The 24463-nt window shown below is 74.1% G+C and carries 25 protein-coding genes; 21 read left to right on the forward strand and 4 right to left on the reverse strand.

Translation table 11 applies throughout. From position 1 onward, the window contains the following. Positions 1-17 precede the first annotated feature (17 nt). From LG324_RS06715 to LG324_RS06745, 7 genes are all read left to right on the forward strand, one after another. Complete coding sequence (locus LG324_RS06715; RefSeq protein WP_404352634.1) at positions 18-1022, forward strand: GNAT family N-acetyltransferase; 1005 nt, start codon at positions 18-20, stop codon at positions 1020-1022. 49 nt (positions 1023-1071) lie between these two features. Then, the gene (locus LG324_RS06720; protein ID WP_404352636.1) at positions 1072-2250 is read left to right on the forward strand and encodes a cystathionine gamma-synthase; all 1179 of its coding nucleotides are present in this window, start codon (positions 1072-1074) and stop codon (positions 2248-2250) included. A gap of 188 nt (positions 2251-2438) precedes the next feature. Next, positions 2439-3389, forward strand: a complete 951-nt coding sequence (locus LG324_RS06725; RefSeq protein WP_404352637.1) for an intradiol ring-cleavage dioxygenase — start codon at positions 2439-2441, stop codon at positions 3387-3389. An 11-nt stretch (positions 3390-3400) separates the two neighbouring features. After that, the gene (locus LG324_RS06730; protein ID WP_404352638.1) at positions 3401-4753 is read left to right on the forward strand and encodes a glutamate mutase L; all 1353 of its coding nucleotides are present in this window, start codon (positions 3401-3403) and stop codon (positions 4751-4753) included. Beyond that, the gene (locus tag LG324_RS06735; protein ID WP_404352639.1) at positions 4750-5745 is read left to right on the forward strand and encodes an ATP-binding cassette domain-containing protein; all 996 of its coding nucleotides are present in this window, start codon (positions 4750-4752) and stop codon (positions 5743-5745) included. The genes LG324_RS06730 and LG324_RS06735 overlap by 4 nt, the downstream gene beginning before the upstream one ends. Beyond that, positions 5742-6602 (forward strand): ABC transporter permease, encoded by an 861-nt coding sequence (locus LG324_RS06740; RefSeq protein ID WP_207024758.1) that lies wholly within the window; start codon positions 5742-5744, stop codon positions 6600-6602. Before LG324_RS06735 ends, LG324_RS06740 begins: the two co-directional genes overlap by 4 nt. 75 nt (positions 6603-6677) lie before the next feature. Further along, on the forward strand, positions 6678-7520 hold the full coding sequence (locus tag LG324_RS06745) for a PhzF family phenazine biosynthesis protein (protein ID WP_404352640.1): 843 nt from the start codon (positions 6678-6680) through the stop codon (positions 7518-7520). Positions 7521-7601: 81 nt separating this feature from the next. On the opposite strand, the gene greA is transcribed toward LG324_RS06745, so the two are convergent. Next, a complete protein-coding gene (gene greA / locus LG324_RS06750; RefSeq protein ID WP_030528854.1) occupies positions 7602-8087 on the reverse strand; it encodes a transcription elongation factor GreA in 486 nt (161 codons plus the stop codon). A 190-nt stretch (positions 8088-8277) separates the two neighbouring features. Next, positions 8278-8652 (reverse strand): DUF4307 domain-containing protein, encoded by a 375-nt coding sequence (locus LG324_RS06755; protein WP_207024755.1) that lies wholly within the window; start codon positions 8650-8652, stop codon positions 8278-8280. Positions 8653-8744: 92 nt separating this feature from the next. Here LG324_RS06755 and mca point away from each other — a divergent pair, with 92 nt between their 5' ends. Next, positions 8745-9683, forward strand: coding sequence for a mycothiol conjugate amidase Mca (gene mca / locus LG324_RS06760; RefSeq protein WP_404352642.1), 939 nt, complete (start codon positions 8745-8747; stop codon positions 9681-9683). Beyond that, the gene (locus LG324_RS06765; protein WP_404352643.1) at positions 9680-9937 is read left to right on the forward strand and encodes a hypothetical protein; all 258 of its coding nucleotides are present in this window, start codon (positions 9680-9682) and stop codon (positions 9935-9937) included. Before mca ends, LG324_RS06765 begins: the two co-directional genes overlap by 4 nt. Positions 9938-10006: 69 nt before the next feature. On the opposite strand, the gene LG324_RS06770 is transcribed toward LG324_RS06765, so the two are convergent. Then, positions 10007-10723 (reverse strand): hemolysin III family protein, encoded by a 717-nt coding sequence (locus tag LG324_RS06770; RefSeq protein WP_030528850.1) that lies wholly within the window; start codon positions 10721-10723, stop codon positions 10007-10009. A gap of 148 nt (positions 10724-10871) precedes the next feature. Between LG324_RS06770 and LG324_RS06775 the strand changes: the two genes are divergently transcribed. The 3 genes from LG324_RS06775 (at position 10872) to LG324_RS06785 (ending at position 14072) form a co-directional block, all read left to right on the forward strand. Beyond that, positions 10872-11636: an isoprenyl transferase gene (locus tag LG324_RS06775; protein ID WP_404352644.1), complete on the forward strand. Its 765-nt coding sequence runs from the start codon at positions 10872-10874 to the stop codon at positions 11634-11636. Between the two features lie 218 nt (positions 11637-11854). After that, positions 11855-13189, forward strand: a complete 1335-nt coding sequence (locus LG324_RS06780; RefSeq protein WP_404352646.1) for a PhoH family protein — start codon at positions 11855-11857, stop codon at positions 13187-13189. A 232-nt stretch (positions 13190-13421) separates the two neighbouring features. Continuing rightward, the gene (locus LG324_RS06785) at positions 13422-14072 is read left to right on the forward strand and encodes a hypothetical protein (protein WP_051750584.1); all 651 of its coding nucleotides are present in this window, start codon (positions 13422-13424) and stop codon (positions 14070-14072) included. An 84-nt stretch (positions 14073-14156) separates the two neighbouring features. Here the strand turns inward: LG324_RS06785 and coaA are convergent, their stop codons facing one another. Next, positions 14157-15158 (reverse strand): type I pantothenate kinase, encoded by a 1002-nt coding sequence (gene coaA, locus LG324_RS06790; RefSeq protein WP_084696819.1) that lies wholly within the window; start codon positions 15156-15158, stop codon positions 14157-14159. 118 nt (positions 15159-15276) lie between these two features. Between coaA and glmS the strand changes: the two genes are divergently transcribed. From glmS to tsaD, 9 genes are all read left to right on the forward strand, one after another. Then, positions 15277-17136: a glutamine--fructose-6-phosphate transaminase (isomerizing) gene (gene glmS, locus LG324_RS06795; RefSeq protein WP_404352647.1), complete on the forward strand. Its 1860-nt coding sequence runs from the start codon at positions 15277-15279 to the stop codon at positions 17134-17136. Between the two features lie 33 nt (positions 17137-17169). Next, the gene (locus tag LG324_RS06800) at positions 17170-17532 is read left to right on the forward strand and encodes a holo-ACP synthase (protein WP_030528844.1); all 363 of its coding nucleotides are present in this window, start codon (positions 17170-17172) and stop codon (positions 17530-17532) included. Continuing rightward, on the forward strand, positions 17529-18983 hold the full coding sequence (locus tag LG324_RS06805; RefSeq protein ID WP_404352649.1) for a bifunctional ADP-dependent NAD(P)H-hydrate dehydratase/NAD(P)H-hydrate epimerase: 1455 nt from the start codon (positions 17529-17531) through the stop codon (positions 18981-18983). The genes LG324_RS06800 and LG324_RS06805 overlap by 4 nt, the downstream gene beginning before the upstream one ends. Positions 18984-19437: 454 nt before the next feature. After that, the gene (gene alr / locus LG324_RS06810; protein ID WP_404352650.1) at positions 19438-20619 is read left to right on the forward strand and encodes an alanine racemase; all 1182 of its coding nucleotides are present in this window, start codon (positions 19438-19440) and stop codon (positions 20617-20619) included. Further along, positions 20619-21770 carry an alpha/beta fold hydrolase gene (locus LG324_RS06815; protein WP_404352651.1) on the forward strand — a complete coding sequence of 384 codons (1152 nt, stop codon included), beginning with the start codon at positions 20619-20621 and terminating at the stop codon, positions 21768-21770. Before alr ends, LG324_RS06815 begins: the two co-directional genes overlap by 1 nt. Then, a complete protein-coding gene (gene tsaE, locus LG324_RS06820) occupies positions 21767-22285 on the forward strand; it encodes a tRNA (adenosine(37)-N6)-threonylcarbamoyltransferase complex ATPase subunit type 1 TsaE (RefSeq protein ID WP_215512501.1) in 519 nt (172 codons plus the stop codon). The genes LG324_RS06815 and tsaE overlap by 4 nt, the downstream gene beginning before the upstream one ends. Beyond that, complete coding sequence (gene tsaB, locus LG324_RS06825) at positions 22279-22944, forward strand: tRNA (adenosine(37)-N6)-threonylcarbamoyltransferase complex dimerization subunit type 1 TsaB (protein WP_404352652.1); 666 nt, start codon at positions 22279-22281, stop codon at positions 22942-22944. Before tsaE ends, tsaB begins: the two co-directional genes overlap by 7 nt. After that, a complete protein-coding gene (gene rimI, locus LG324_RS06830; RefSeq protein WP_404352653.1) occupies positions 22941-23414 on the forward strand; it encodes a ribosomal protein S18-alanine N-acetyltransferase in 474 nt (157 codons plus the stop codon). Before tsaB ends, rimI begins: the two co-directional genes overlap by 4 nt. Then, positions 23407-24450: a tRNA (adenosine(37)-N6)-threonylcarbamoyltransferase complex transferase subunit TsaD gene (gene tsaD / locus LG324_RS06835; RefSeq protein ID WP_030528838.1), complete on the forward strand. Its 1044-nt coding sequence runs from the start codon at positions 23407-23409 to the stop codon at positions 24448-24450. The genes rimI and tsaD overlap by 8 nt, the downstream gene beginning before the upstream one ends. The last annotated feature ends 13 nt before the right edge of the window (positions 24451-24463 follow it).

The raw sequence follows: 24463 nt of genomic DNA on the forward strand, positions 1-24463 counted from the left end.
ATGGCACGGTGTTCCGCGTGATCTCCCTCGTCCCGGTCTCCGGACTCGACACTGACCTCGCCGCCGGCGCCCGCTTCGACGCCTGGGCCCGTGTGCTCGAGGACGTCGCCCGCGACGAGCAGGGCGAGGACCACGACGCCTGGAGCGCCGAGGAGCTGCGCGGGCTGGAGGGCTCGGCGTCCAAGCGTCGCCTCCAGGTGCTCGCCGTCGACGGCGACGAGCCCGTGGGGGCCGCGGGTGTCATCGCCCCGCTGCTCGACAACGAGTCGACCGCGCAGGTGTTCGTCGCCGTGCTGCCGGCGCACCGCCGCCGCGGGGTCGGCGACACGCTGCTGCACTGGGTCGAGGAGCAGGCGCGCGACCTGGGCCGCACCACGCTGCACGCCGAGACCCAGTGGGGCGCCGACACCGACGACGACCCGTTCGCCGGATGGGTCGAGCGGCACGGCTTCGGGTCCGCGCAGACCGTGCTGCGATCCGACCTCGCGGTCCACGAGGCCGAAATAACCGCGCCCGTCGTGGCCGACGGCTACCGCCTCGAGACCCACGTCGACGCGATGCCCGAGGCCGACCTCGCCGACCGCGCGTTCCTCGCCCGCCGGATGTCGACCGACGCGCCGCTCGGCGACCTCGAGCTCGACGAGGAGGAGTGGGACGAGGAGCGCGTCCGCGGCGAGGACGAGCGCACCCGGGCCATGGGCCGCCGGGTCGTGTCGACCTTCGTCCGTGACCTCGGCACCGGCCGGCTCGTCGGCTACACGAGCATCCAGCTGCCCGAGGGGACGCCGCACCTCGCCTTCCAGCACGACACGCTCGTCACCCGCGAGCACCGTGGCCACGGGCTGGGGATGGCCCTCAAGCTGGCCAACCTGCGCGCGCTCGCCGAGGCGCTGCCCGAGGTGCGCGTCGTCCGGACGTGGAACGCCGAGGAGAACGCGCACATGCTCGCCGTCAACCGCGCGATGGGCTTCCGCCCGAGCGGTCGGCTGCGCGCCTGGCAGCGCCATCTCGGCCGGGGATGACCCCACCCCGCGGTGCCGGCGGACCCCCGGCGGCCCCTACGCTCGGAGGATGACTCTCGAGAACCTCGGCTTCTCCTCCCGCGCCATCCACGCCGGGCAGGAGCCGGACCCGCTGACCGGCGCCGTCGTGCCGCCCATCCACCAGGTGAGCACCTACAAGCAGGACGGCGTCGGCGGCCTGCGCGGCGGCTACGAGTACTCGCGCTCGGCCAACCCGACGCGCGCCGCGCTCGAGGAGTGCGTCGCCGCGCTCGAGGGTGGTGAGCGCGGCTTCGCGTTCGCCAGCGGCCTCGCCGGCGAGGACACCGTGCTGCGCGCGCTGCTCGCGCCGGGCGACCACGTCGTCGTCCCGTCCGACGCGTACGGCGGCACCTACCGGCTGTTCAACAAGGTCGTCCGCGCCTGGGGTGTCGACCACTCCATCGCGAAGGTCGCCGACGTCGAGTCTGTGCGGGCCGCGATGCGCCCGGAGACGCGGATGGTGTGGGTCGAGACGCCGACCAACCCGCTGCTCGGCATCGCCGACATCGAGGCGATCGCGGCGGTCGCCCACGAGGCCGGTGCGCTGCTCGTCGTCGACAACACCTTCGCGTCGCCGTACCTGCAGAACCCCATCGCGCTCGGCGCGGACGTCGTCGTGCACTCGACGACCAAGTACGCCGGTGGCCACAGCGACGTCGTCGGCGGCGCCGTCGTCGTCGCGCCGGGCGCCACGACACGCGACGGCGAGTCGGTGGCCGAGCGGGTCGCGTTCCACCAGAACTCGATGGGCGCCGTCGCCGGCCCGTTCGACGCGTGGCTGGTGCTGCGCGGCCTCAAGACGCTCGCCGTCCGGATGGAGCGCCACTGCGACAACGCCGAGGCCGTCGTCGACTTCCTCCAGAGCCACCCCGGCGTGGCGTCCGTGCACTACCCGGGCCTGCCCGACCACCCGAACCACGACGTCGCGCGCCGCCAGATGAAGCGGTTCGGCGGCATGGTCGCCTTCCGCGTCAAGGGCGGCGAGGACGTCGCGGCCAAGGTCTGCGGCGAGACGCAGCTGTGGACCCTCGGCGAGTCGCTCGGCGGCGTCGAGTCCCTCATCGAGCACCCCGGCAGGATGACGCACGCGTCGGTCGCGGGCACCGAGCTCGAGGTCCCGGCCGACCTCATCCGCCTGTCCGTCGGCATCGAGGACGTCGAGGACCTCGTCGCCGACCTGCGCCAGGCGCTCGACCGCCTCACCTGACCCGCCCCGCCGGCGGAGCACCACCCGTCGAGTGAACAGGACACGCCGTGCGCGCCCCGAGCCGCACGGCGTGTTCTCCTCTCTCGACGGGTCGGAGGCGGTCACAGGAGGCGGACAGCGGACGCACACCGGATGGCTCGGCAGGCCTCCTACGGTCGTCGGGACGACACCGACCCGGAGGTAGACCGATGACCCGCACCGACGACCAGCCCACCTACGAGGGACGCCCGCTGCCCCGCCCCGACGACGAGGTCGTCGACCAGGGGCTCGCCTTCGACCTCGGCACGCTGCTCGACCGCCGCCGGATGCTCGCCGTCCTCGGCATCGGGGCCGCCGGCACCGCGCTCGCGGCGTGCGGCGCGTCGACGTCGTCGAGCGGCTCGACGGCGACGGGCTCCGCGACCGCCTCGGCGAGCGCCACGGCGTCCGCCACCGCGAGCGACGCCGCCGACACGACCCTCACCGAGATCCCCGACGAGACGGCCGGCCCCTACCCGGGCGACGGCTCCAACGGCGCCGACGTCCTCGAGCAGAGCGGCGTGGTCCGCTCCGACATCCGCAGCAGCTTCGGCACCTCGACGACGACGGCCGAGGGCGTGCCGATGACGCTGCGGCTCACCATCCTCGACATCGCCGCCGGCGGCGGCCCGATGACCGGCGCCGCGGTCTACGTCTGGCACTGCGACAGCCAGGGCCGCTACTCGATGTACTCCGACGGCGTGACGCAGGAGAACTACCTGCGCGGCGTCCAGGTGACCGACGACTCCGGCGTCGTCGAGTTCACGAGCGTCTTCCCGGCCTGCTACTCGGGCCGCTGGCCGCACATCCACTTCGAGGTGTACCCGGACGAGGCGAGCATCACCGACAGCACGAACGCCATCGCCACCTCGCAGGTCGCCCTGCCGAAGACCACCTGCGACACCGTCTACGCGACGAGCGGGTACGAGCAGTCGGTGAGCAACCTCGCGCAGATCTCGCTGACGAGCGACAACGTGTTCGGCGACGACGGCGGCGTGCACCAGCTCGGCACCGTCTCCGGCGACACGAGCAGCGGCTACACGGTCGCGCTCACCGCCCCGGTCGACACGACGACGCAGCCGACCGGGGGAGGTGCGCCCGGCGGCGGACCCGGCCACTAGGGTCTCGGGGCGTGGGTGCGGTCCTGTGCGTCGACGTCGGGTCGACCTTCACGAAGGCGTTGCTCGTCGGTGACGACGGCGAGGTCCGCGGGCGCGCGTCGCGCCCGACGACCGTCGCCACCGACGTCATGGACGGGGTCGACGCCGTCCGCGCCGCGCTCGCCGACGGGGCAGCGCCCGAGCGGACCCTCCTGTGCTCCAGCGCCGGTGGCGGTCTGCGCGTCGCCGTCGTCGGCTACGAGCGGGAGGTGACGGCGGAGGCCGGCTTCCGGGTCGGTCTCTCGGCGGGCGGGCGCGTCGTCCACGTCGCGTCCGGGCCGATGGTCGGCGCCGACGTCACCGCCCTGCGCGCCGACCGGCCCGACCTCGTCCTCCTCGTCGGCGGCACCGACGGGGGCAACGCCGACGTCCTCCTGCACAACGCCCGCCGGCTCGCCCGGGCCCGGGTCACCGCCCCGGTCGTGGTCGCCGGCAACGCCGACGCCGCGGACGCCGTCGTCGCCGAGCTCGAGGCGACGGGGCGGCGCTTCACCGTCACGGGCAACGTGCTGCCGCGCATCGGCGAGGTCGCTCCCGACGGCGCGCGCGCCGCCATCCGCGAGGTCTTCCTGCGCCACGTCATCGGCGGCAAGGGCCTCTCGCGCGGCCGCGGGTTCGCCGAGCTCGTCCGCGCGGCCACCCCCGACGCGGTGCTGCGGGGGGTCGAGGTGCTGGCCGAGGCACGCGGCGAGGACGTGCTCGTCGTCGACGTCGGCGGCGCGACGACCGACGTCTACTCCGTCGTCACGCCGCAGGGCGAGGACGCCGCCATCCATCGCGAGGTCGTCGGGCCGGTCTGGCACGCCCGCACGGTCGAGGCCGACCTGGGGATGCGCTGGAACGCCGAGGGCATCGTCGAGGCGTCGGCGCGCGAGCGGATGCCGCTGCCCGACGCGGTGGCCGGTCACGCCGCGCGGGTCGCCGCCGACACCGGGGCGCTGTCGACGAGCGACGCCGAGTGGGCCGCCGACGAGGCGCTCGCCACGGCCGCCGTCACCGTCGCCCTGCGTCGGCACGGGCGGCCCGCCGCGGGGGAGCGGCCCCGGCCGCTCGCCGACGTCGGGATGCTCGTCGGCTCCGGCGGGGTGCTGCGGCACGCCCCCGACGGCACCGCCGAGCGGGTGCTCGGCGCGGCGCTCGCCGACCACGGCGGCGGCTGGCGGGTGCCCGACCGGGCCGTCGCCGCCGTCGACCGTGACTACGTGCTCTTCGCCGCCGGGCTGCTCGCCGACGTCGACCCCGCGCGGGCGTCCGCGCTGGTCGGGGGACTGTCACCGAAAAGGGGGGGACCGCTGTCGGCGGGTGGCCCTACGGTCGGTCCATGACGACCAGCGGCGCCGCCATCGAGGCCGACGACCTCGTGAAGACCTTCGGTGACTTCACGGCCGTCGACGGCGTCAGCTTCTCGGTGCCGGAGGGCACCGTCTTCTCGATGCTGGGGCCGAACGGCGCCGGCAAGACCACCACCGTCCGGATGATGACCACGCTCTCGCGGCCGACGAGCGGCACGGCCCGGGTCGCCGGTCTCGACGTCGTCCGCGACGCCGACGCCGTGCGCCGCCGGATGGGGCTGACGGCGCAGTCGGCGACCGTCGACGAGCTGCTGACCGGCCGCGAGAACCTGCGCCTCGTCGGCGACCTCTACGGCCTCGACCGGCGCACCGTCCGCCGGGTGGCCGACGAGCTGCTCGAGCGCTTCTCGCTGACCGACGCCGCGACGAAGGTCGTCAAGGAGTACTCCGGCGGGATGCGCCGCCGGCTCGACCTCGCGGCCAGCCTCGTCGCGACCCCACCGGTGCTCTTCCTCGACGAGCCGACGACCGGGCTCGACCCGCGCAGCCGCGTCGAGCTCTGGGGCGTCCTGCGCGACCTCGTGCGCGAGGGCACGACGCTCTTCCTCACCACGCAGTACCTCGACGAGGCCGACCAGCTGGCCGACCGCATCGTCGTCGTCGACCACGGGCGGGTCATCGCCGACGGCACGCCGCTCGAGCTCAAGGACCGCTCCGGCGCCGCCAGCCTCGTCGTCGCGGTCAGCCGCCCGGCCGAGGTCGAGCGGGCCGCCGAGATCGTCCGGGGCGAGGTCGGCGAGATCCACCTCGACCGCGACGCCCGCCGCATCACCGCCCCGGCCGAGGGGGTCGGGGCGCTGACCCGCATCGCGGCCCGGCTCGACGAGGCCGGCATCGACCTCGACGACATCGGGCTCCAGCGCCCGAGCCTCGACGACGTCTTCCTCACCCTCACCGGGCACCGGGCCGAGTCCGAGGCCGCCGGTGCCACGTCCGACGCGAGCGCCGAGGAGGCCCTGCGATGACCGCTCCGACCACCACCACCGCCGCCGGTCGGCCGTTCCACGCCGAGCACCCGAGCGCCGCCGGCACGAGCCCGGTCCGTCAGGTCTCGGCGCTGGTGCGCCGCAACCTGACCCACATCAAGCGCCAGCCCGAGATGCTCACCGACGTCACCATCCAGCCGGTGATGTTCGTGCTGCTCTTCGCCTTCGTCTTCGGCGGCTCGATCGTCGTGCCCGGCGTCGACTACAAGGAGTGGCTGCTGCCGGGGATCATGGCGCAGACGATGACCTTCAGCGCGTTCATCGTCGCCATCGGCCTCAACACCGACCTCGGCAAGGGCATCGTCGACCGCTTCCGGTCCCTGCCGATCGGCCGCTCGTCGGTCGTCGTCGCGCGCAGCGTCTCGAGCCTCATCCACTCGATGATCGGCATCGTCGTCATGTCGGTCACCGGGCTGTTCGTCGGGTGGGGCATCCACCACGGCGTGCTGCGCGGGCTCGCCGGCTACGGCCTGCTCCTGCTCTTCGGCTTCGCGATGATCTGGGTCGGCATCCTCTTCGGCTCGGCGCTGCGCTCGGTCGAGGCCGTGCAGGGCGTCATGTTCACGACGGTCTTCCCGATCACGTTCCTGTCCAACGCGTTCGCGCGCACCGACGTCATGCCCGACTGGCTGCGGTTCCTCGCCGAGTGGAACCCCATCAGCTCGCTCGTCCAAGCGCTGCGCGAGCTCTGGGGCAACGACGGCATCCCGCTGCCGGCCGACTCGGCGCTGCCGCTGCAGCACCCCGTGCTGACGACGGTCATCTGGTCGGTCGGGCTCTCGGCGGTGCTCGCGCCGCTGGCCGTCCGCTCGTTCGTCAACCGGACCCGCGACTGAGCGCGGGCGTCGGTCGTCCGCTCGTCGACGGGCCCGGGGACGTCCGCGGCGGCCGGCCCGTGCTTCGATGGCGGCATGACCGCCGTGCGCCTCGTCGACGTCTTCTCCGAGCGAGCCTTCCGGGGCAACGCCCTCGCCGTCCTCCACGACGCAGACGGGATGTCCGACGACCAGATGCTCGCCGTCGCGCGCTGGACCAACCTCTCGGAGACGACCTTCCTCACCGTCCCCACCGACCTGCGCGCCGACTACGGCGTGCGGATCTGGACGATCGGCGGCGAGCTGCCCTTCGCCGGCCACCCGACCCTCGGCAGCGCCCACGCCTGGCTCGAGGCCGGGGGCGTGCCGCGCACCGAGGGCGTCGTCGTCCAGGAGTGCTCGGCCGGGCTCGTCGAGGTGCGGCGCGGCGCCGACCGCCTCGCGTTCGCGGCCCCGCCGCTCGTGCGCTCCGGAGCGGTCGAGGGCGACGAGCTCGCGTGCGTCGTCGCGGCCCTCGGGGTCGCACCCGCGGACGTCGTCGACGCCGCCTGGGTCGACAACGGGCCGGGCTGGCTCGCCGTCCTGCTCGCCTCGCCCGAGGCCGTCCTGGCCGCTGCGCCGGACCCGGTGCTGGCGCGCGGGCTCAAGGTGGGCCTCGCGGCGCGCTACCCGGCCGGGGCGCGCACCGACGGGGTGGACCTCGAGGTGCGGGCGTTCTTCTCCGACGAGCGCGACTTCGGGGAGGACCCCGTCACCGGCAGCCTCAACGCGGGCCTGGGCCAATGGCTGGTCCCCGCCGGGTACGCGCCCGAGCACTACGTCGCGGCGCAGGGCACGGTCCTCGGCCGCGAGGGCCGGGTGCACGTCGACGTCGAGGACGGCGTCGTGTGGGTCGGCGGCGCGACGCACACCCTCGTCGACGGCGTCCGGCCCGCCTGAGCGCCCTGCCCGGTCGGACGACGGACGGCCCGGTCCCGCGAGGGGGCCTGGCCGTCCGTCACGTCGCCGGAGCGACCGGGCTCAGCCGGTGTAGGGCTTCGCCGCGAGGATCTTGACCTCGATCTGCTTGCCGTTCGGGGCCTCGTACGAGACCGAGTCGCCGACCTTGTGGCCGTTGACGGCCGCGCCGATCGGGGACTTCTCGGAGAAGACCTGCATCGAGGAGTCGGTGATCTCGCGGGAGCCGAGGAGGAACTTCTCCTCGTCGCCGAACATGTCGACGGTGACGATCATCCCGGGCTCGACGACACCGTCGTCCTTGGGGGTCTCGCCGATGACGGCGTTCTCGAGCAGCTGCGTCAGCTGGCGGATGCGGGCCTCCATCTTGCCCTGCTCCTCCTTGGCCGCGTGGTAGCCACCGTTCTCCTTGAGGTCGCCCTCCTCGCGGGCCGCCTCGATCTTCTTGGCGATCTCGGTGCGGCCGGGGCCGGTCAGCTCGTCGAGCTCGGCCCGGAGGCGGTCGAAGGCCGCCTGCGTGAGGTAGCTCTGGTTCGTCGTCTCGGTCACGGGTCATCAACTCCTGCGAAGTGCGTAGGGGCGCCGGACCCTCGCGGGCGCGCCGCGGGGTGCTTACGGCAACGGGCCCGGGCCGACCGCCGTCTCGCGGCGCTAGCGTCGGCACGGACCCGAACGTGAAGGATTCAGTCTACCAACGTGCGGCGCTCGCGCCACAATCGTCGCGCGCCGTCGTGCGAGGTCAGCCCGCCGCGACGCGCACGCAGGACTCGACGACACCGGTCACCGCGCGGGCGCTCGTGCGCACCTCGACGACCCGGTGGACGATCGCCGGACCGTCAGCCGGGATCGCGTCCTCGACCGTCCCGACGCGGCCCTTCGACCCGTCGAGCCCGCTGACCCGGCACGTGACGGCCGTGCCCTCCGGCCGCACGAGGTCGTAGCCGACGCGCACGAGGGCGTCGGACTCCACGCGGTAGCCCGTCACCGTCGGGCGCACCTGGCCGGCCGTCGCGGTCCACCCGTACCAGGCGATGCCGGCCACGGCGAGCACGACCGCGGCGAGCGCGAGCAACGTGCGACGGCCGGCGGGGTCGCGCGGATCGGGCAGGCGCACGGCTGCTCCCTCGGTGGTCGGCGGGCAGTGAGAGGATGGTCCTCGGTCCATTCTCGGGTACCGCCCGAGCCCACCTGCACGAAGGGTCTCTCATGTCCGAACGGCTCCGGCTCATGTGCGTCCACGCGCACCCTGACGACGAGTCGAGCAAGGGTGCGGCGACGATGGCGAAGTACGTCGACGCCGGCCACGAGGTGCTCGTCGTCTCCTGCACCGGCGGCGAGCGCGGCGACATCCTCAACCCCCGGCTCAAGGACGACGTCCACATCCTGCGCGACCTCGCCCAGGTCCGCCGCGACGAGATGGCGCGCGCCCGGGACATCCTCGGCGTGCAGCACACCTGGCTCGGGTTCGTCGACTCCGGCCTGCCGGAGGGCGACCCGCTGCCCCCGCTGCCCGAGGGCTGCTTCGCGCTCGAGCCGCTCGAGGTGACGACGGAGGCGCTCGCGCGCGAGATCCGTCGCTTCCGCCCGCACGTCGTCACGACGTACGACGAGAACGGCGGCTACCCCCACCCCGACCACATCATGACCCACGACGTCTCGGTCAACGCCTTCGCGGCGGCCGGCGACCCCGACGCCTTCCCCGAGGCCGGGCCGGCGTGGCAGCCGCTCAAGCTCTACTACAACCAGACCTTCAGCCGCGCCCGCATCGAGGCCTTCCACGAGGCGCTGACCGGCCTCGGCCAGGAGAGCCCCTACGCCGAGTGGCTCGAGAACTGGACGCGCACCGAGCGCGTCGTCACCACCCGCGTCCAGTGCGCCGACTGGTACGACCGCCGCGACGCCGCGCTGCTCGCCCACGCCACCCAGGTCGACCCCGACGGCACGTGGTTCCAGGTGCCGCGCGACCTCCAGGCGCAGGTCTGGCCGGTCGAGGAGTACGAGCTCGCGCTCTCGTTCGTCCCGTTCGTCGACGGCGAGGACGACCTGTTCGCCGGCCTGCCGACCGACGTCGCGGAGGCCGACGCCCTCGCGACGAGCCCCGACCTCGCCCTCGTCCACGACACCGTCACGGAGCGTGCCGCATGAACGACTCCCCGCCCGACGTCTCGACCGGCTTCCTCGCGTTCATCGCGTTCACGGTCCTCGCGCTCGCGCTCTGGTTCCTCATGCGCAACATGAACGCGCGGATGCGCCGGATGTCCTACCGCCAGCAGCGGGCCCACCGCGGCCGCGACGAGCAGCAGGCCGGCCCGGCCGACGTCGAGCCGGAGCCCAGCGACGCGCTCGAGGCGGACCCGCGCGACCCGCGGCGCGACGACGGGTCGCCGGGCGCGGTCTGACCCGCTGACCTCCGGCTCCCCGGCGCCGAGCCGCGGAGGGGAGGTCGGGGGCCGCGCGGCCCGGGCGGCTCAGGCCTGCGGGCCGGTGAGCGCGAGTGAGGCGGCGACGAAGTGCGCCGTGAAGGCGAGCACGGTCAGCGCGTGGAAGACCTCGTGGAAGCCGAACCAGCGCGGCGAGATGTTCGGCCGCTTGGTGCCGTAGACGAGAGCGCCGAGGCTGTAGAGCACGCCGCCGACGACGACCCACGCCATGACGCCGCCACCGGCGTGCTGGACGAGCGGGCCGAAGTAGAAGACCGCGACCCAGCCGAGCATGAGGTAGGCCGGCACGTAGAGCCAGCGCGGGGCGCCGGTCCAGAAGATGCGGAAGGCGACCCCGAGCAGGGCGCCGCTCCAGACGATGAGCAGCATTCGGCGGGCCTGGTCGGCGGGCAGCATGAGGGCGAAGGGCGTGTAGCTGCCGGCGATGATGAGGAAGATGTTCGAGTGGTCCCACCGGCGCAGGAAGGCGCCGACGCGGGGGGACCACGTGCCCCGGTGGTAGACCGCCGACGTGCCGAAGAGGAGCACGGCGGTGCCGGCGAACACGGCGGCCGACACCTTGCCCTCGGTCGTCGTCGCGAGGAGCACGAGGACGATGCCGGCGACGAGCGCGACGGGGGTCATCCCGGCGTGCAGCCAGCCGCGCAGCTTGGGCTTGACGGTGGTGAGGGCGGCCTCGACGCGCTGCTCGAGCGCCTCGAGACGACCGGTCTCGGTGGCGGGGTCGGGCTGCTCACGGGTCATGCGTCCACGGTAACCTACGCGAGCGTAGGTTAGGAACCGGACGAACGGCCCCGCTCCGTGAGGTCGGGCACGGCAGCGCGGAGTACCGTGGGCCGCGGTCGCCCCGCCGGGCGGCCGGATCCGGGAGCGCACGGGAAGGGCGGCTGGCATGCGGCGGCTCAGCGACGTCCTCTACGCCGCGTACGCCAAGCGGGTGGCCCGTCAGCTCGGGGGAGCGCCGGTGCCGCGCCACGTCGGGGTCCTCGTCGACGGCAACCGCCGCTGGGCCAAGCAGCGGGGCGCCGGGACCGAGGAGGGGCACCGCGCCGGCGCCGACAACATCCTCAACCTGCTCGCCTGGTGCGAGGAGGTGGGCGTCGAGCTCGTCACCCTGTGGCTGCTCTCGACCGACAACCTCAACCGCCCGGAGCGCGAGCTGCGCCCGCTGCTCGGCATCATCGAGGACTCCGTCGACTCCATCGCGGCGACGATGCAGTGGCGGGTCAACCCGGTCGGCGCCCTCGACCTGCTGCCCGCGGCGACGGCCCAGCGCCTCAAGGCAGCCGCGGAGCGCACCCGCGAGGTCGACGGGATGCTCGTCAACGTCGCCGTCGGCTACGGCGGCCGGCGCGAGATCGCCGACGCGGTCCGCAGCCTCCTGCACGAGCACGCGACGCGCGGCACGAGCATCGAGGAGCTCGCCGAGGTCATCGACGTCGAGCACATCGCCGAGCACCTCTACACCAAGGGGCAGCCCGACCCCGACCTCGTCATCCGCACCTCGGGGGAGCAGCGCCTCTCGGGGTTCCTCCTGTGGCAGAGCGCGCACAGCGAGTTCTACTTCTGCGAGGCCTACTGGCCCGACTTCCGCAAGGTCGACTTCCTGCGGGCGCTGCGGGCCTACGGGGAGCGCCACCGCCGCTTCGGCTCCTGAGCGGGCGGGACCTCCGGGACGTCCTCGCCGCGGGGTCGTCGGCCTCGGGTGAACGGCCGGTGACGGACGGGGTCGAACGGATGACATCTCGTCCCAGACGTCACACCTGTTCACTGCTGTCACGCGGGTGCCGACACGCCGGTCCTCGCCTCCCGCCGGCGCCCGGAGGCGGTCGTAGCGTCGAGCCACGATCCTCCTCCGACCACCGGGAGCGGCACATGACCTCGACCACGCCGACGGCAGCCAGCACGCGAGCGGGAGAGGAGCGCCGGACCTTCGTCCTCGACACCTCGGTCCTGCTGTCGGACCCCCGGGCCATCCTCCGGTTCGCCGAGCACGAGGTCGTCCTGCCCGTCGTCGTCGTCACCGAGCTCGAGGCCAAGCGCCACCACCCCGAGCTCGGCTACTTCGCGCGCCAGGCGCTGCGGATGCTCGACGACCTGCGCATCAAGGCCGGGCGCCTCGACGCCCCGGTCGAGGTCGGCGAGGTCGGCGGGACGCTGCGCGTCGAGCTCAACCACACCGACCCGATGTCCCTGCCGGCCGGCTTCCGGCTCGGCGACAACGACACCCGCATCCTCGCCGTCGCCCGCAACCTCGCGAACGAGGGACACCTGGTCACGGTCGTCAGCAAGGACCTGCCGATGCGGGTCAAGGCCTCGGCCTGCGGGCTGGACGCCGAGGAGTACCGCGCCGAGCTCGCCGTCGAGTCCGGCTGGACCGGGATGGCCGAGCTCGACGTGAGCGTCGAGGAGATGGACCACCTCTACGAGTACGGCCGCCTCGAGCACGCCGGCGCGGCGGAGATGCCCTGCCACACCGGGCTCAAGCTCATCTCGCCGCGGGGCTCCGGCCTCGGGCGCGTCGGCCCGGACAAGCAGGTGCGGATGGTGCGCGGCGACCGCGACGCCTTCGGCCTGCACGGGCGCAGCGCCGAGCAGCGGATCGCCCTCGACCTTCTGCTCGACCCCGACGTGGGCATCGTCAGCCTCGGCGGGCGCGCCGGCACCGGCAAGTCGGCGCTCGCGCTGTGCGCCGGCCTCGAGGCCGTGATGGAGCGCCGCCAGCAGCGCAAGGTCGTTGTCTTCCGTCCCCTCTACGCGGTCGGCGGCCAGGAGCTGGGCTACCTGCCGGGGTCCGAGGCCGAGAAGATGAACCCCTGGGGGCAGGCGGTCTTCGACACCCTCTCCGCTCTGGTGTCGCGCGAGGTGGTCGAGGAGATCCTCGACCGCGGGATGCTCGAGGTCCTGCCGCTGACCCACATCCGCGGGCGCAGCCTGCACGACGCGTACGTCATCGTCGACGAGGCGCAGAGCCTCGAGCGCAACGTCCTGCTCACCGTCCTGTCGCGGATCGGCCAGAACTCCAAGGTGGTCCTCACCCACGACGTCGCGCAGCGCGACAACCTGCGAGTCGGGCGGCACGACGGCGTCGTGGCGGTCGTCGAGGCGCTCAAGGGGCACCCGCTGTTCGCCCACGTGACGCTGACCCGCTCCGAGCGCAGCCCGATCGCGGCCCTCGTGACCGACCTGCTCGAAGGGCTCGAGGTCTGACCGAACGGCCCCTGACCTGCTCGTCTGAGCGGATGCTCAGGGGCCGATTTCGGCCGTCGACGCCTCTCCACCTAGGCTAAGGTCTCGATTCCGTAACGCCGCTCGTGGCTGCACCACGCCCCGAGCCCCCCACCCCTGGAAGGTCCACCGGTCCCCCATGGCCCGATACACCCCGCGTCACGCCCCGCGTCACGCCGCTCCCAAGCGGTCGCTCGGGCGGACCGCCGTGTCCGTGGTCGGACGGCCGCTGGTCTCGACCAGTCTCGTCGCCGCCGTCGTCACGAGCGGCATCGCCCTCAGCGGCACCTTCGAGGACTCGGCCAACGCCGACGCCACCGCCCTCGCCTTCGACGAGTCGGCCACGGCCAGTTCGACGCACGAGAGCCAGGTCGCCCTCGAGGACGCCGCCCGCGTCGCGTCCGACCGCTCGGCGACCAACGTCCAGAAGTCCGTCGTCGCCGCGAAGGCCGATGCGAAGCAGAAGGCCGAGGCCGCGGCGCTCGCGAAGAAGCGCCAGGTCGCGCAGGAGCGCGCTGCCCGCGCCGCCGAGCGCAAGAAGGTGCTCGAGAACGCGCAGGAGGACCCCAAGTCCGTCGCGCGCCTGCTCCTGCCCGAGTACGGCTTCGGCTCCGGCCAGTGGGGCTGCCTCGAGCAGCTGTGGATCGGCGAGAGCGACTGGCGCTGGTGGGCCGAGAACTCCTCCTCGGGCGCCTACGGCATCCCGCAGTCGCTCCCCGCGAGCAAGATGTCGAGCGTCGCCAGCGACTGGCGCACCAACCCGGTCACGCAGATCAAGTGGGGCCTGGACTACATCAAGCGCTCGTACGGCACGCCGTGCAACGCCCTGTCGCAGTGGCAGGCGCGCTCGCCGCACTGGTACTGAGCGACACCCCTCATCACGACGACGGGCCCCGGCAGCACGCCGGGGCCCGTCGCGCCGTGTCGGGGGCGATGACGCGGGCGAGCGTCAGATCTTGCGCAGCCGGATCTTCGTGACGGCGTGGTCGGCGCCCTTGCTGAGGACGAGCGTCGCCCGCTCGCGGGTGGGCTGGACGTTCTCGACGAGGTTGGGCTCGTTGATCGCCGACCAGATGCCGGCCGCGGTCTCGCGCGCCTGCGAGTCGCTGAGGTCGGCGTACCGGTGGAAGTAGGACTGCGGGTCGGCGAACGCCGTCTGGCGCAGGCGCAGGAAGCGCTCGACGTACCAGCGCCGCACCTCGTCGACCGGCGCGTCGACGTAGACCGAGAAGTCGAAGAAGTCCGAGACGGCGATGGTGCTCTCGCCGTCGGGGCGCACGCCCGGGGGCTGCAGGACGTTGAGCCCCTCGACGATGAGGACGTCCGGCTTGCGCACCTCGAGCGGCTCGGGCAGCACGTCGTAGGTGAGGTGCGAGTACTGCGGCGCCTCGACGACCGGCATTCCCGACTTGACGTCGGCGACGAAGCGGAGCAGCGCGCGGCGGTCGTAGGACTCGGGGAAACCCTTGCGCTGCAGCAGCCCTCGCCGCTCGAGCTCGGCGTTGGGGTAGAGGAAGCCGTCGGTCGTCACGAGCTCGACGCGCGGGGTGTGGGGCCAGCGCGACATCAGCTCGCGCAGGATGCGGGCCGTCGTCGACTTGCCGACGGCCACCGACCCGGCGACGCCGACGACGAACGGGACGCGGCTCGGGCGCTCGCCGAGGAACTCGCTCGTCGCGAGCCGCAGGCCGTGGACGGCCTCGACGTAGAAGTGCAGGAGTCGCGAGAGGGGCAGGTAGACGTCCTCGACCTCGCGCAGGTCGAGGCGGTCGCCGAGGCCGCGCAGGCGCGAGATGTCGTCCTGCGTGAGGCTCATGGGGTGCTCCTCGCGCAGCCGGGACCAGGTCCCCCGGTCGAGCTCCACGTACGGGGTCGGCACCCCGGCGGCCCCGGTCACGCCGAGGCGCGCCAGTGCCTGCTCCGTTGCGGTCACCCCTGCATCATTCCGCATCGGTCCTGCGAGACCGCGGAACCCCCGTCCCGACGGGCCGTCCGGACCCGCCGCCGGGGGCCCGCGCGGGCCCGCGCCGGTGCGGGGGCGGGGGCCTCCAGCGGATAGGCTGCCCGCCATGTGTGGAATCGTCGGCTACGTCGGCCGGAGCATGGACGGGACGGCGCTCGACGTCGTCATGGAGGGCCTGAGCCGCCTGGAGTACCGGGGCTACGACTCCGCGGGCGTCGCCCTCGTCACCGACGACGGCGTGAGCACCGAGAAGCGCGCCGGCAAGCTCGAGAACCTCCGTTCCGCCCTCGAGGCGCACCCGCTGGCCCCCTCGCGCACCGGCATCGGCCACACCCGCTGGGCGACGCACGGCGGCCCGACCGACGGCAACGCGCACCCGCACCGCGGCGGCGACGGTGACCGGCTGGCGCTCATCCACAACGGCATCATCGAGAACTTCCACGCGCTGAAGAAGGAGCTGCTCGCCGAGGGCGTCGAGTTCCTCTCCGAGACCGACACCGAGGTCGCGGCCAAGCTCGTCGGGCGCGAGTACGACCGTCTCGGCGACCTCACCGAGGCGATGCGGGCCGTCGTCGGCCGGCTCGAGGGCGCGTTCACGCTGCTCGCGGTCCACGCCGACAGCCCCGGCGTCGTCGTCGGTGCGCGGCGCAACAGCCCGCTCGTCGTCGGCCTCGGCGACGGCGAGAACTTCCTCGGCAGCGACGTCGCGGCGTTCATCGGCTACACCCGCCACGCGCTCGAGCTCGGCCAGGACCAGATCGTCACGATCACCCCGGACGGCCACTCGGTCATCGGCTTCGACGGTGCGCCGGCCGAGGGCAAGTCCTACGAGGTCACCTGGGACGCCGCCGCCGCCGAGAAGGGCGGCTACGCGACGTTCATGGAGAAGGAGATCCACGAGCAGCCCCACGCCGTCGCCGACACGCTGCTCGGGCGCACCGACGAGTCGGGCGCGCTCGTGCTCGACGAGGTCCGCATCTCCGAGGAGCGGCTGCGCCAGGTGCGGCGCATCACGATCGTCGCGTGCGGCACCGCGTCGTACGCCGGCATGGTCGCCAAGTACGCGATCGAGCACTGGACGCGCATCCCGGTCGAGGTCGCCCTCGCCCACGAGTTCCGCTACTGCGACCCGATCGTCGACGAGGACACGCTCGTCGTCTCGATCAGCCAGTCCGGCGAGACGATGGACACGCTGATGGCGGTCAAGCACGCCACCGAGCTCGGCGCGATGACCCTCTCGATCTGCAACACGCACGGCTCGACGATCCCGCGCGAGTCCGACGCGGTGCTCTACACGCACGCCGGCCCCGAGATCGCCGTCGCCTCGACCAAGGCCTTCCTCGCGCAGATCACCGCCTGCTACGTCCTCGGGCTCTACCTCGCGCAGCTGCGCGGCGAGACCTACGCCGACGACGCGAAGGCCGTCATGGCCGAGCTCGCCGAGATCCCCGCGAAGATCGAGGACTTGCTCGGCCGGATGGGCCGCGTGCAGGAGATGGCCGAGTTCATGGCCGACACCCGCACGGTGCTCTTCCTCGGCCGCAACGTCGGCTACCCGGTGGCGATGGAGGGCGCGCTCAAGCTCAAGGAGCTCGCGTACATCCACGCCGAGGGCTTCGCGGCCGGGGAGCTGAAGCACGGCCCGATCGCGCTCATCGAGCCCGGCCAGCCGGTGTTCGTCGTCGTGCCCGGTCCGGACACCCCGCACGAGCTGCACAAGAAGGTCGTCTCCAACATCCAGGAGATCCGCGCCCGCGGTGCGCGCACCCTCGTCATCGCCCACGACGGCGACGAGGACGTCGAGCCGTTCGCCAGCGAGGTCGTCCGCATCCCGCAGTGCTCGCCGATGCTCGCGCCGCTGCTGGCGGTCGTGCCGCTGCAGGTCTTCGCGCTGCACCTGGCGACGGCCAAGGGCCTCGACGTCGACCAGCCGCGCAACCTCGCGAAGTCGGTCACGGTCGAGTGACGTCGAGGGCGACGGCATGACGCCGGTGGCGCGGTGATCGTCGGGGTCGGGATCGACGTCGTCGACGTCGAGCGCTTCGGCGCGACGCTCGAGCGCACGCCGCGCCTCGGGGAGCGGCTGTTCACCGAGGGGGAGCGGGTGCTGCCGCTCAACTCGCGGGCGGCGCGGTTCGCGGCCAAGGAGGCCCTGGCCAAGGCGCTCGGGGCGCCCGTCGGCCTGCAGTGGCACGACGCCGAGGTCGTCCGGGGAGCCGACCGCCGGCCGGCCTTCCGGCTGCGCGGCACCGTCGAGGCGGCCGTCGCCGAGCTCGGCATCACGTCCATCCACGTGTCGCTCTCGCACGACGCCGGGATCGCCTCGGCGGTCGTCGTCGCGGAGCGGGAGGAGCAGCGATGATCGAGGGCCACGGGACCGCCGCGGTGTACGCCGCCGAGGAGGCGCTCATGGCGTCGCTCGCGGACGGCGAGCTGATGGCGCGCGCCGTCGAAGGGCTGGCGGCGGTGGCCGCGGCGCGGCTCGAGGAGCGCGGGGGCCGCTCGGTCGTGGCGCTCGTCGGGCCGGGCAACAACGGCGCCGACGCGCTGTACGCGGCGGCCTCCCTGGCCGAGGCCGGGTACGCGGCCGTCGCGCTCGTCGGCGAGACGGTGCACGAGGGGGCGCGGTCGGCGGCCGAGGCCGCCGGGGTCGTGCTGAGCGGTGACGTGGCGCTGGTCGCCGAGGCCGACCTCGTCCTCGACGGCATCCTCGGCATCGGGGCGCGGCCGGGGCTGCCGGAGTGGGCGGCTGCGTGGGTGTCGGCGGTGCCGGAGTCGGCGTACGTGCTGGCGGTCGACCTGCCGTCGGGCCAGGACCCGGCCGGCGAGGTCTTCGACGCCGACGGGGTGCTCGCCGACGAGACGGTGACGTTCTCGGTCGCCAAGCCGGTGCACCTGCTGGCGCCGACCGAGCAGGCGTGCGGCGCGCTGACCGTCGTCGACATCGGGCTGGAGGTCGACGCCGTCCCCGTGGTGCGCCGCATCGACCACGACGACGTCGCCGGGATGTGGCCGGTGCCCGGGCCGCGGGACGACAAGTACTCGCGCGGGGTGCTGGGCGTCGTGGCCGGTGGGGAGTCCTACACGGGCGCCGCGCTGCTGTGCACGACGGCGGCCGTCGAGGCGGGGGCGGGGATGGTCCGGTACGTCGGGACCCCCACGCCCGAGGGGCTCGTGCGCGCGCACGTGCCCGAGGTGACGCACGGTGTCGGGCGGGTGCAGGCGTGGGTCGTCGGGCCCGGGCTCGACACGACGTCGCGGGCGGCGGGGTCGAAGGCTCAGCTCGACGCCGCGCGGGACGCGCTCGCGGGGGACGAGCCGGTGCTCGTGGACGCCGGCGGGCTGGACCTGCTCAACGCCGCGGTGCTGCGCAAGCGGGCCGAGCGGGTGACGCTGCTGACGCCGCACGCGGGGGAGTGCGCGCGACTGCTGTCGCGGCTGACCGGCGAGGACGTGGAGCGCGCGGCCGTCGAGGCGGCGCCGTTGCGGCACGCCCGGCGGCTGGCCGAGGTGACGGGGGCGACGGTGCTGCTCAAGGGGTCGACGACGCTCGTCGTGCCGCCGGGGGATGGTGCGCCGGTGTGGTCGCAGGCGGACGCGCCGGCGTGGCTCGGGACGGCCGGGGCGGGGGACGTGCTGGCCGGGGTGGTCGGGACGTTGCTGGCGTCGGGCCTGCGCGCGGACGTCGCGGGAGCGCTCGGCGCGCTGGTGCACGGGGTCGCCGCCGACCGGGCCAACCCCGGTGGACCGGTGCGCGCCCTCGACGTGGCACGGGCCGTCCCGGCGACCGTGGCGGCCCTCCTCCGCCGCTGAGCACGAAGGGAAGGGCCCGGGCCCGGACGCTTTCCTGAGAGCGGAGGGTCAATATGTACCCTCCCAGCCTCCATGCGGAGCGGAAGGTTTACCTTCCAGCCGCAACCACTGCCACCACGCCGCAAGGTTTCCCTTCCACGCGCAACCACTTCCTTGTGCCGTGGAAGGGAAACGTTGCTGGGTGGAAGGAAGACCTTGCCGGGTGGAAGGGACTCCTTCCGCGGTGGCAGGGAAACCTTCCGGGATGGAAGGGATTCCTTCCGCGCTGGCAGGAGGCTGGGAGAGCACCTGTTGGGGGTCCGCTCTCAGGTTCGAGCGCTTCCGGGTGGGGGCCGCACCTGGCCGGCCCCGGCACCCGCACCGTGACTGCCTCCGCCGATCGGACCGCATCGGGGTCGCGTCTGGTGACCTCCGCGGACCCGGCCCGACCTGCGGTCCTAGACTGGACAGGCTCATGACCCACCACCCCGCCCCCACCGCACCCGCCCGAGCGACCGCGCCGACGGGTGCGTCCGCGTGGGTGACGGTGGATGCCGCGGCCATCCGCGACAACGTCGCCGCGCTCGTGCGTCGCTGCGCCCCGGCCCAGGTCATGGCCGTCGTCAAGGCCGACGCCTACGGCCACGGCCTCGTCACCGCCGCGCGCGCCGCCCTCGCCGGTGGCGCCACCTGGCTGGGTGTCGCCCAGCTCGAGGAGGCCCTGGCGCTGCGCGCCGCCGGCGTCGACGCCCCCCTCCTCACGTGGATCTACCCGCCGCAGGCCGACCTCGGCGCCGCCCTCGACGCGGACGTCGACCTCACCGTCGGCAGCCGCTGGAACCTCGACGCCGTCGTCGCCGCCGCCCGCCAGCGCGGCACCACCGCCCGCGTCCAGGCCAAGGTCGACACCGGCCTCGGCCGTGGCGGCGTCCTCACCGACTGGAGCGAGTTCACGCACGCGCTCGCGGCCGCCGTCGCCGAGGGCGCCGTCCACGTCACCGGCACGTGGTCGCACTTCGCGTGGGCCGACGCCCCGCAGCACCCGACCGTCCGCGCCCAGCAGGAGCGCTTCGTCGAGGCCGTCGCCGAGCTCGAGGCCGCCGGCGTCGACCCCGGCCTGCGCCACCTCGCCAACTCCGCCGCGACGCTCACCAACCCCTCCGCGCACTTCGACCTCGTCCGCCCCGGCCTCGCGGTCTACGGGCTCTCGCCCGTGCCCGACCTCGGCAGCCCGGCCGACTTCGGCCTGCGCGAGGCGATGCGCGTCACGGCGCGCCTCACCCAGGTCAAGCGCGCCAACGCCGGGCAGGGCGTCAGCTACGGCCACGAGTACACGACCGACCGCGACACCGTGCTCGGCCTCGTCCCGATGGGCTACGCGGACGGCATCCCGCGGCACGCCGGCAACGCCGGTCCGGTGCAGGTCGGGGGCCGCCGGCACACCATCGCGGGGCGGGTCTGCATGGACCAGTTCGTCCTCGACCTCGGCCCGGACTTCGACGGCGCTCCCGGCGACGAGGTGACCGTCCTCGGCCGCGGCGCCGACGGCGAGCCCACGGCCCAGGACTGGGCGCAGGCCGCCGGCACCATCAACTACGAGGTCGTCACCCGGATGGCCCCCCGTCTGCCCCGGGTCGTGGTCGGGGAGGGCGCCTGATGCCCACCCGTCCCACCGGAGGGCCGCTCGGGCTGCTCGGCGCCGTCGGCGACCGCGTCCGCCGCGGGCCGGCGATGCGCCCCGACCTCGGGGACCCCGTCGAGGGCTGGGGCCACGTCCCCGGCGAGTCGCTGACGGTGCGCACCGACGACGGGGTCGACCTCCACGTCGAGATCGACGCCCCGCGCGCCGCGAGCCGCGGCCGCCGCCACCTCGCCGGGCGCACCCCGACGGTCGTCATGGCCCACGGCTTCGCCCTCACCATGCAGTCGTGGGTGCTCCAGCGGCGCGCGCTGCTCGACGAGGGGCTGCGCGTCGTCACCTACGACCAGCGCGGGCACGGCCGCTCCTCCACTCCGGACCTCTCCACGTGCACCGTCGCCCGGCTCGGCCTCGACCTCGCCGCCGTCATCGAGGCCACCTGCCCGACCGGCCCGGTCGTGCTCATCGGCCACTCGATGGGCGGGATGAGCGTGATGTCCTTCGCCGGCCAGCACCCCGACGTGGTGCGCGACCGCGTCCTCGCCGTCGCGCTCGTCTCGACCTCGCCGGGCGGCCACGAGGTGACCGAGTTCGGCCTCGGACCGCTCGTCGGTCGGGTCGTCGGCTCCCTCGGGCCGGGCGTGCTGACCCGCCTCTCCCGCCACGCCGGCCCGATCGGCGTCCTGCGGAAGATGGGCAAGGGCGTCCAGGACCTCGCCGTCGCCCGCTGGGCCTTCGACTCGCCGGTCAGCCCGGCCCTGGTCGACCTCGTCGCCGAGATGATCTTCGAGACCTCGTTCGACGTGATGGCCGCCTTCCTGCCGGACATCGACGGCCTCGACCTCGTGCCGTCGCTCCAGGCGCTGACCGGTGTCGAGCTCCTCGTCATCAACGGCGCCGGCGACCTCATCACGCCGGCCTCGCACTCCGAGGACATCGTCCGGCACGTCCCCGGCGCCGAGCACGTCGTCGTCGAGGACGCCGGGCACATCCTCATGCTCGAGCACCCTGACCTCGTCACCGAGCAGCTGCTCGCGCTCATCCAGCGCGCCCGGCGAGCCGTGGCCGAGGGCGTGCCGGTCAGCAGCAAGCCGCGCGTGCGGCGCACCGTCCAGGACATCTCGAAGAAGCGGCGGGCCGGCCGGGCCCGCAGGGAGGCGGCCTCGTGAGCGCCCGTCGGTTCGTGCTGCCCGAGGTCGACGACACCCGGGCCCTCGGCACCGCCCTCGGCGGGGTGCTGCGGGCGGGCGACCTCGTCGTCCTCACCGGCGGCCTCGGCGCCGGGAAGACCACCCTCACCCAGGGCCTCGGCGAGGCCCTCGGCGTGCGGGGAGCGGTGACCTCCCCGACGTTCGTCATCGCGCGCGTGCACCCCTCGACCGTCGGCGGGCCGGCGCTCGTCCACGTCGACGCCTACCGCCTCGGCGGCGCCCTCGAGCTCGACGACCTCGACCTCGACGCCAGCGTCGAGGAGTCGGTCACCGTCGTCGAGTGGGGCCACGGCCTCGCCGAGGGCCTCGCCGACGACCGGCTCGAGGTCGTGCTCGACGTCGACCCCGAGACCGAGCGCCGTACCGCCACGGTCACCGGCGTCGGCGGCCGCTGGGCGGTCGACGCCACCGCCGACGCGGCCGATGCCGACGCCCCCGACCCCCTCGCACCCCTCGGAGGAGAGCCGTGCTGACCCTCGCCCTCGACACCTCCACCTCGGCCATCGGCGTCGCCGTCCTGCGCGACGGCGAGGAGCCGGTCGTCGGTGTCGAGGTCAACGCCCGTGCCCACACCGAGCTGCTCGCCCCGCTCGTCGAGCGCACGCTCGCGCAGGCCGGCGCGGGCGTCCGCGACGTCACCGACCTCGCCGTCGGCACCGGCCCCGGGCCGTTCACCGGCCTGCGCGTCGGGATGGTGACGGCCGTGACGATGGGTTACGCGCTCGACGTGCCGGTGCACGGCGTCTGCTCGCTCGACGTCCTCGCCGAGCAGGCGCTGGCCGCCACCGACGCCGACGAGGTCCTCGTCGCGACCGACGCCCGCCGGCGCGAGGTCTACTGGGCCCGCTACCGCCGCGGATCCGACGGCGCCGCCGAGGCCGTCACCGAGCCGGCCGTCGAGGCGCCGGGCGGCCTGCCCGCCGAGGTCCGCGCCCTGCCCACCGCCGGCCGCGGCCCGCTGCTCTACGCCGAGCTGTTCGAGGCGCCGCTGGCCGACGTCCTCGACGTCGACCCCGGCGTGCTCGCACGGGTCGCCGCGCGCCGCCTCGCCGCGGGCACGCCGATGCCCGTCGAGCCCCTCTACCTGCGCCGCCCGGACGCCCTGACCACCGCGGAGCGCGCCGCGCGATGAGCGCTGCGACCCTCCGCGACGCGCGCTGGCCGGACGTCACCGGCCTCGCGGCGCTCGAGGCGTCACTGTTCCCCGACGACGCCTGGAGCGAGGCGTCGTGGTGGTCCGAGCTCGCGGCCCGACCCCGGCGCGACTACGTCGTCGCGGCCGACGACGCGGGCACGCTCCTCGGCTACGGCGGGCTCGACCACGGCGGCGAGGTCTCGGACGTCATGACCGTCGCGGTCTCCCCGGATGCACGCGGGCAGGGCCTCGGCCGCGTGCTGCTGGCGGACCTCGAGCGACGGGCCCTCTCCCGCGGCGCCGCCCACGTCCTCCTCGAGGTGCGGGCCGACAACGCGCCGGCCATCGGCCTCTACGAGTCCTCCGGCTACGCGGTCATCAGCCGCCGTCGCCGCTACTACCCCGGGGGCGTCGACGCCCTCGTCATGCGAAAGTCCCTCCAGCAGAACGGAGCCGCAGATGACTGACGAGCCCCTCGTCCTCGGCATCGAGACCTCGTGCGACGAGACCGGTGTCGGCCTCGTCCGCGGCGAGACCCTCCTGTTCGACGCCATCGCGAGCAGCGTCGACGAGCACGCGCGCTTCGGTGGGGTCGTGCCCGAGGTCGCGAGCCGCGCCCACCTCGAGGCGATGGTCCCGACGATCGAGCGGGCCTGCGCCGAGGCCGGCGTCACCCTCCGCGACGTCGACGCGGTGGCCGTCACCTCCGGGCCGGGCCTGGCCGGCGCCCTCATGGTGGGTGTCGCGTCGGCCAAGGCGCTGGCCCTCTCGCTCGGCGTGCCGCTGCACGGCGTCAACCACCTCGCGAGCCACGTCGCCGTCGACATCGTCGAGCACGGCCCGTTGCCCGAGCCGACCCTCGCGATGCTCGTCAGCGGCGGGCACTCCTCGCTGCTGCTCGTCCCCGACGTCACGCACGACGTGCGCAGCCTCGGGTCGACGATCGACGACGCGGCGGGTGAGGCGTTCGACAAGGTCGCGCGCGTCCTCGGGCTGCCGTTCCCCGGCGGCCCGCACATCGACCGCGTCGCGCGCGAGGGGCAGGTCGTCATCGACTTCCCGCGTGGGCTGACCGGTGGGCGCGACATGGAGCGGCACCGCTTCGACTTCTCGTTCTCCGGGCTCAAGACCGCCGTCTCGCGCTGGGTCGCCGCGAAGGAGGCTGCCGGAGAGTCGGTCCCGGTCGCCGACGTCGCCGCCAGCTTCCAGGAGGCCGTGACCGACGTGCTGACCCGCAAGGCGATCGACGCGTGCCGCGAGCACGGCGTCGGTCACCTGCAGATCGGCGGCGGCGTGGCGGCCAACTCGCGGCTGCGAGCCATGGCGCAGGAGCGCTGCGACGCCGCGGGCATCGAGCTGCGCGTGCCTCGCCCCAAGCTGTGCACCGACAACGGGGCGATGGTCGCCGCGCTCGGCGCGCAGATGGTGCTCAAGGGCCGGCCGCCGTCGGACCTCGGCATCCCGGCCGACTCCTCGATGCCGGTGACGGTCGTCTCGGCCTGACGCGCGCTGCCGG

Source organism: Phycicoccus jejuensis, from assembly GCF_044797865.1.
Classification (GTDB): domain Bacteria; phylum Actinomycetota; class Actinomycetes; order Actinomycetales; family Dermatophilaceae; genus Phycicoccus; species Phycicoccus jejuensis.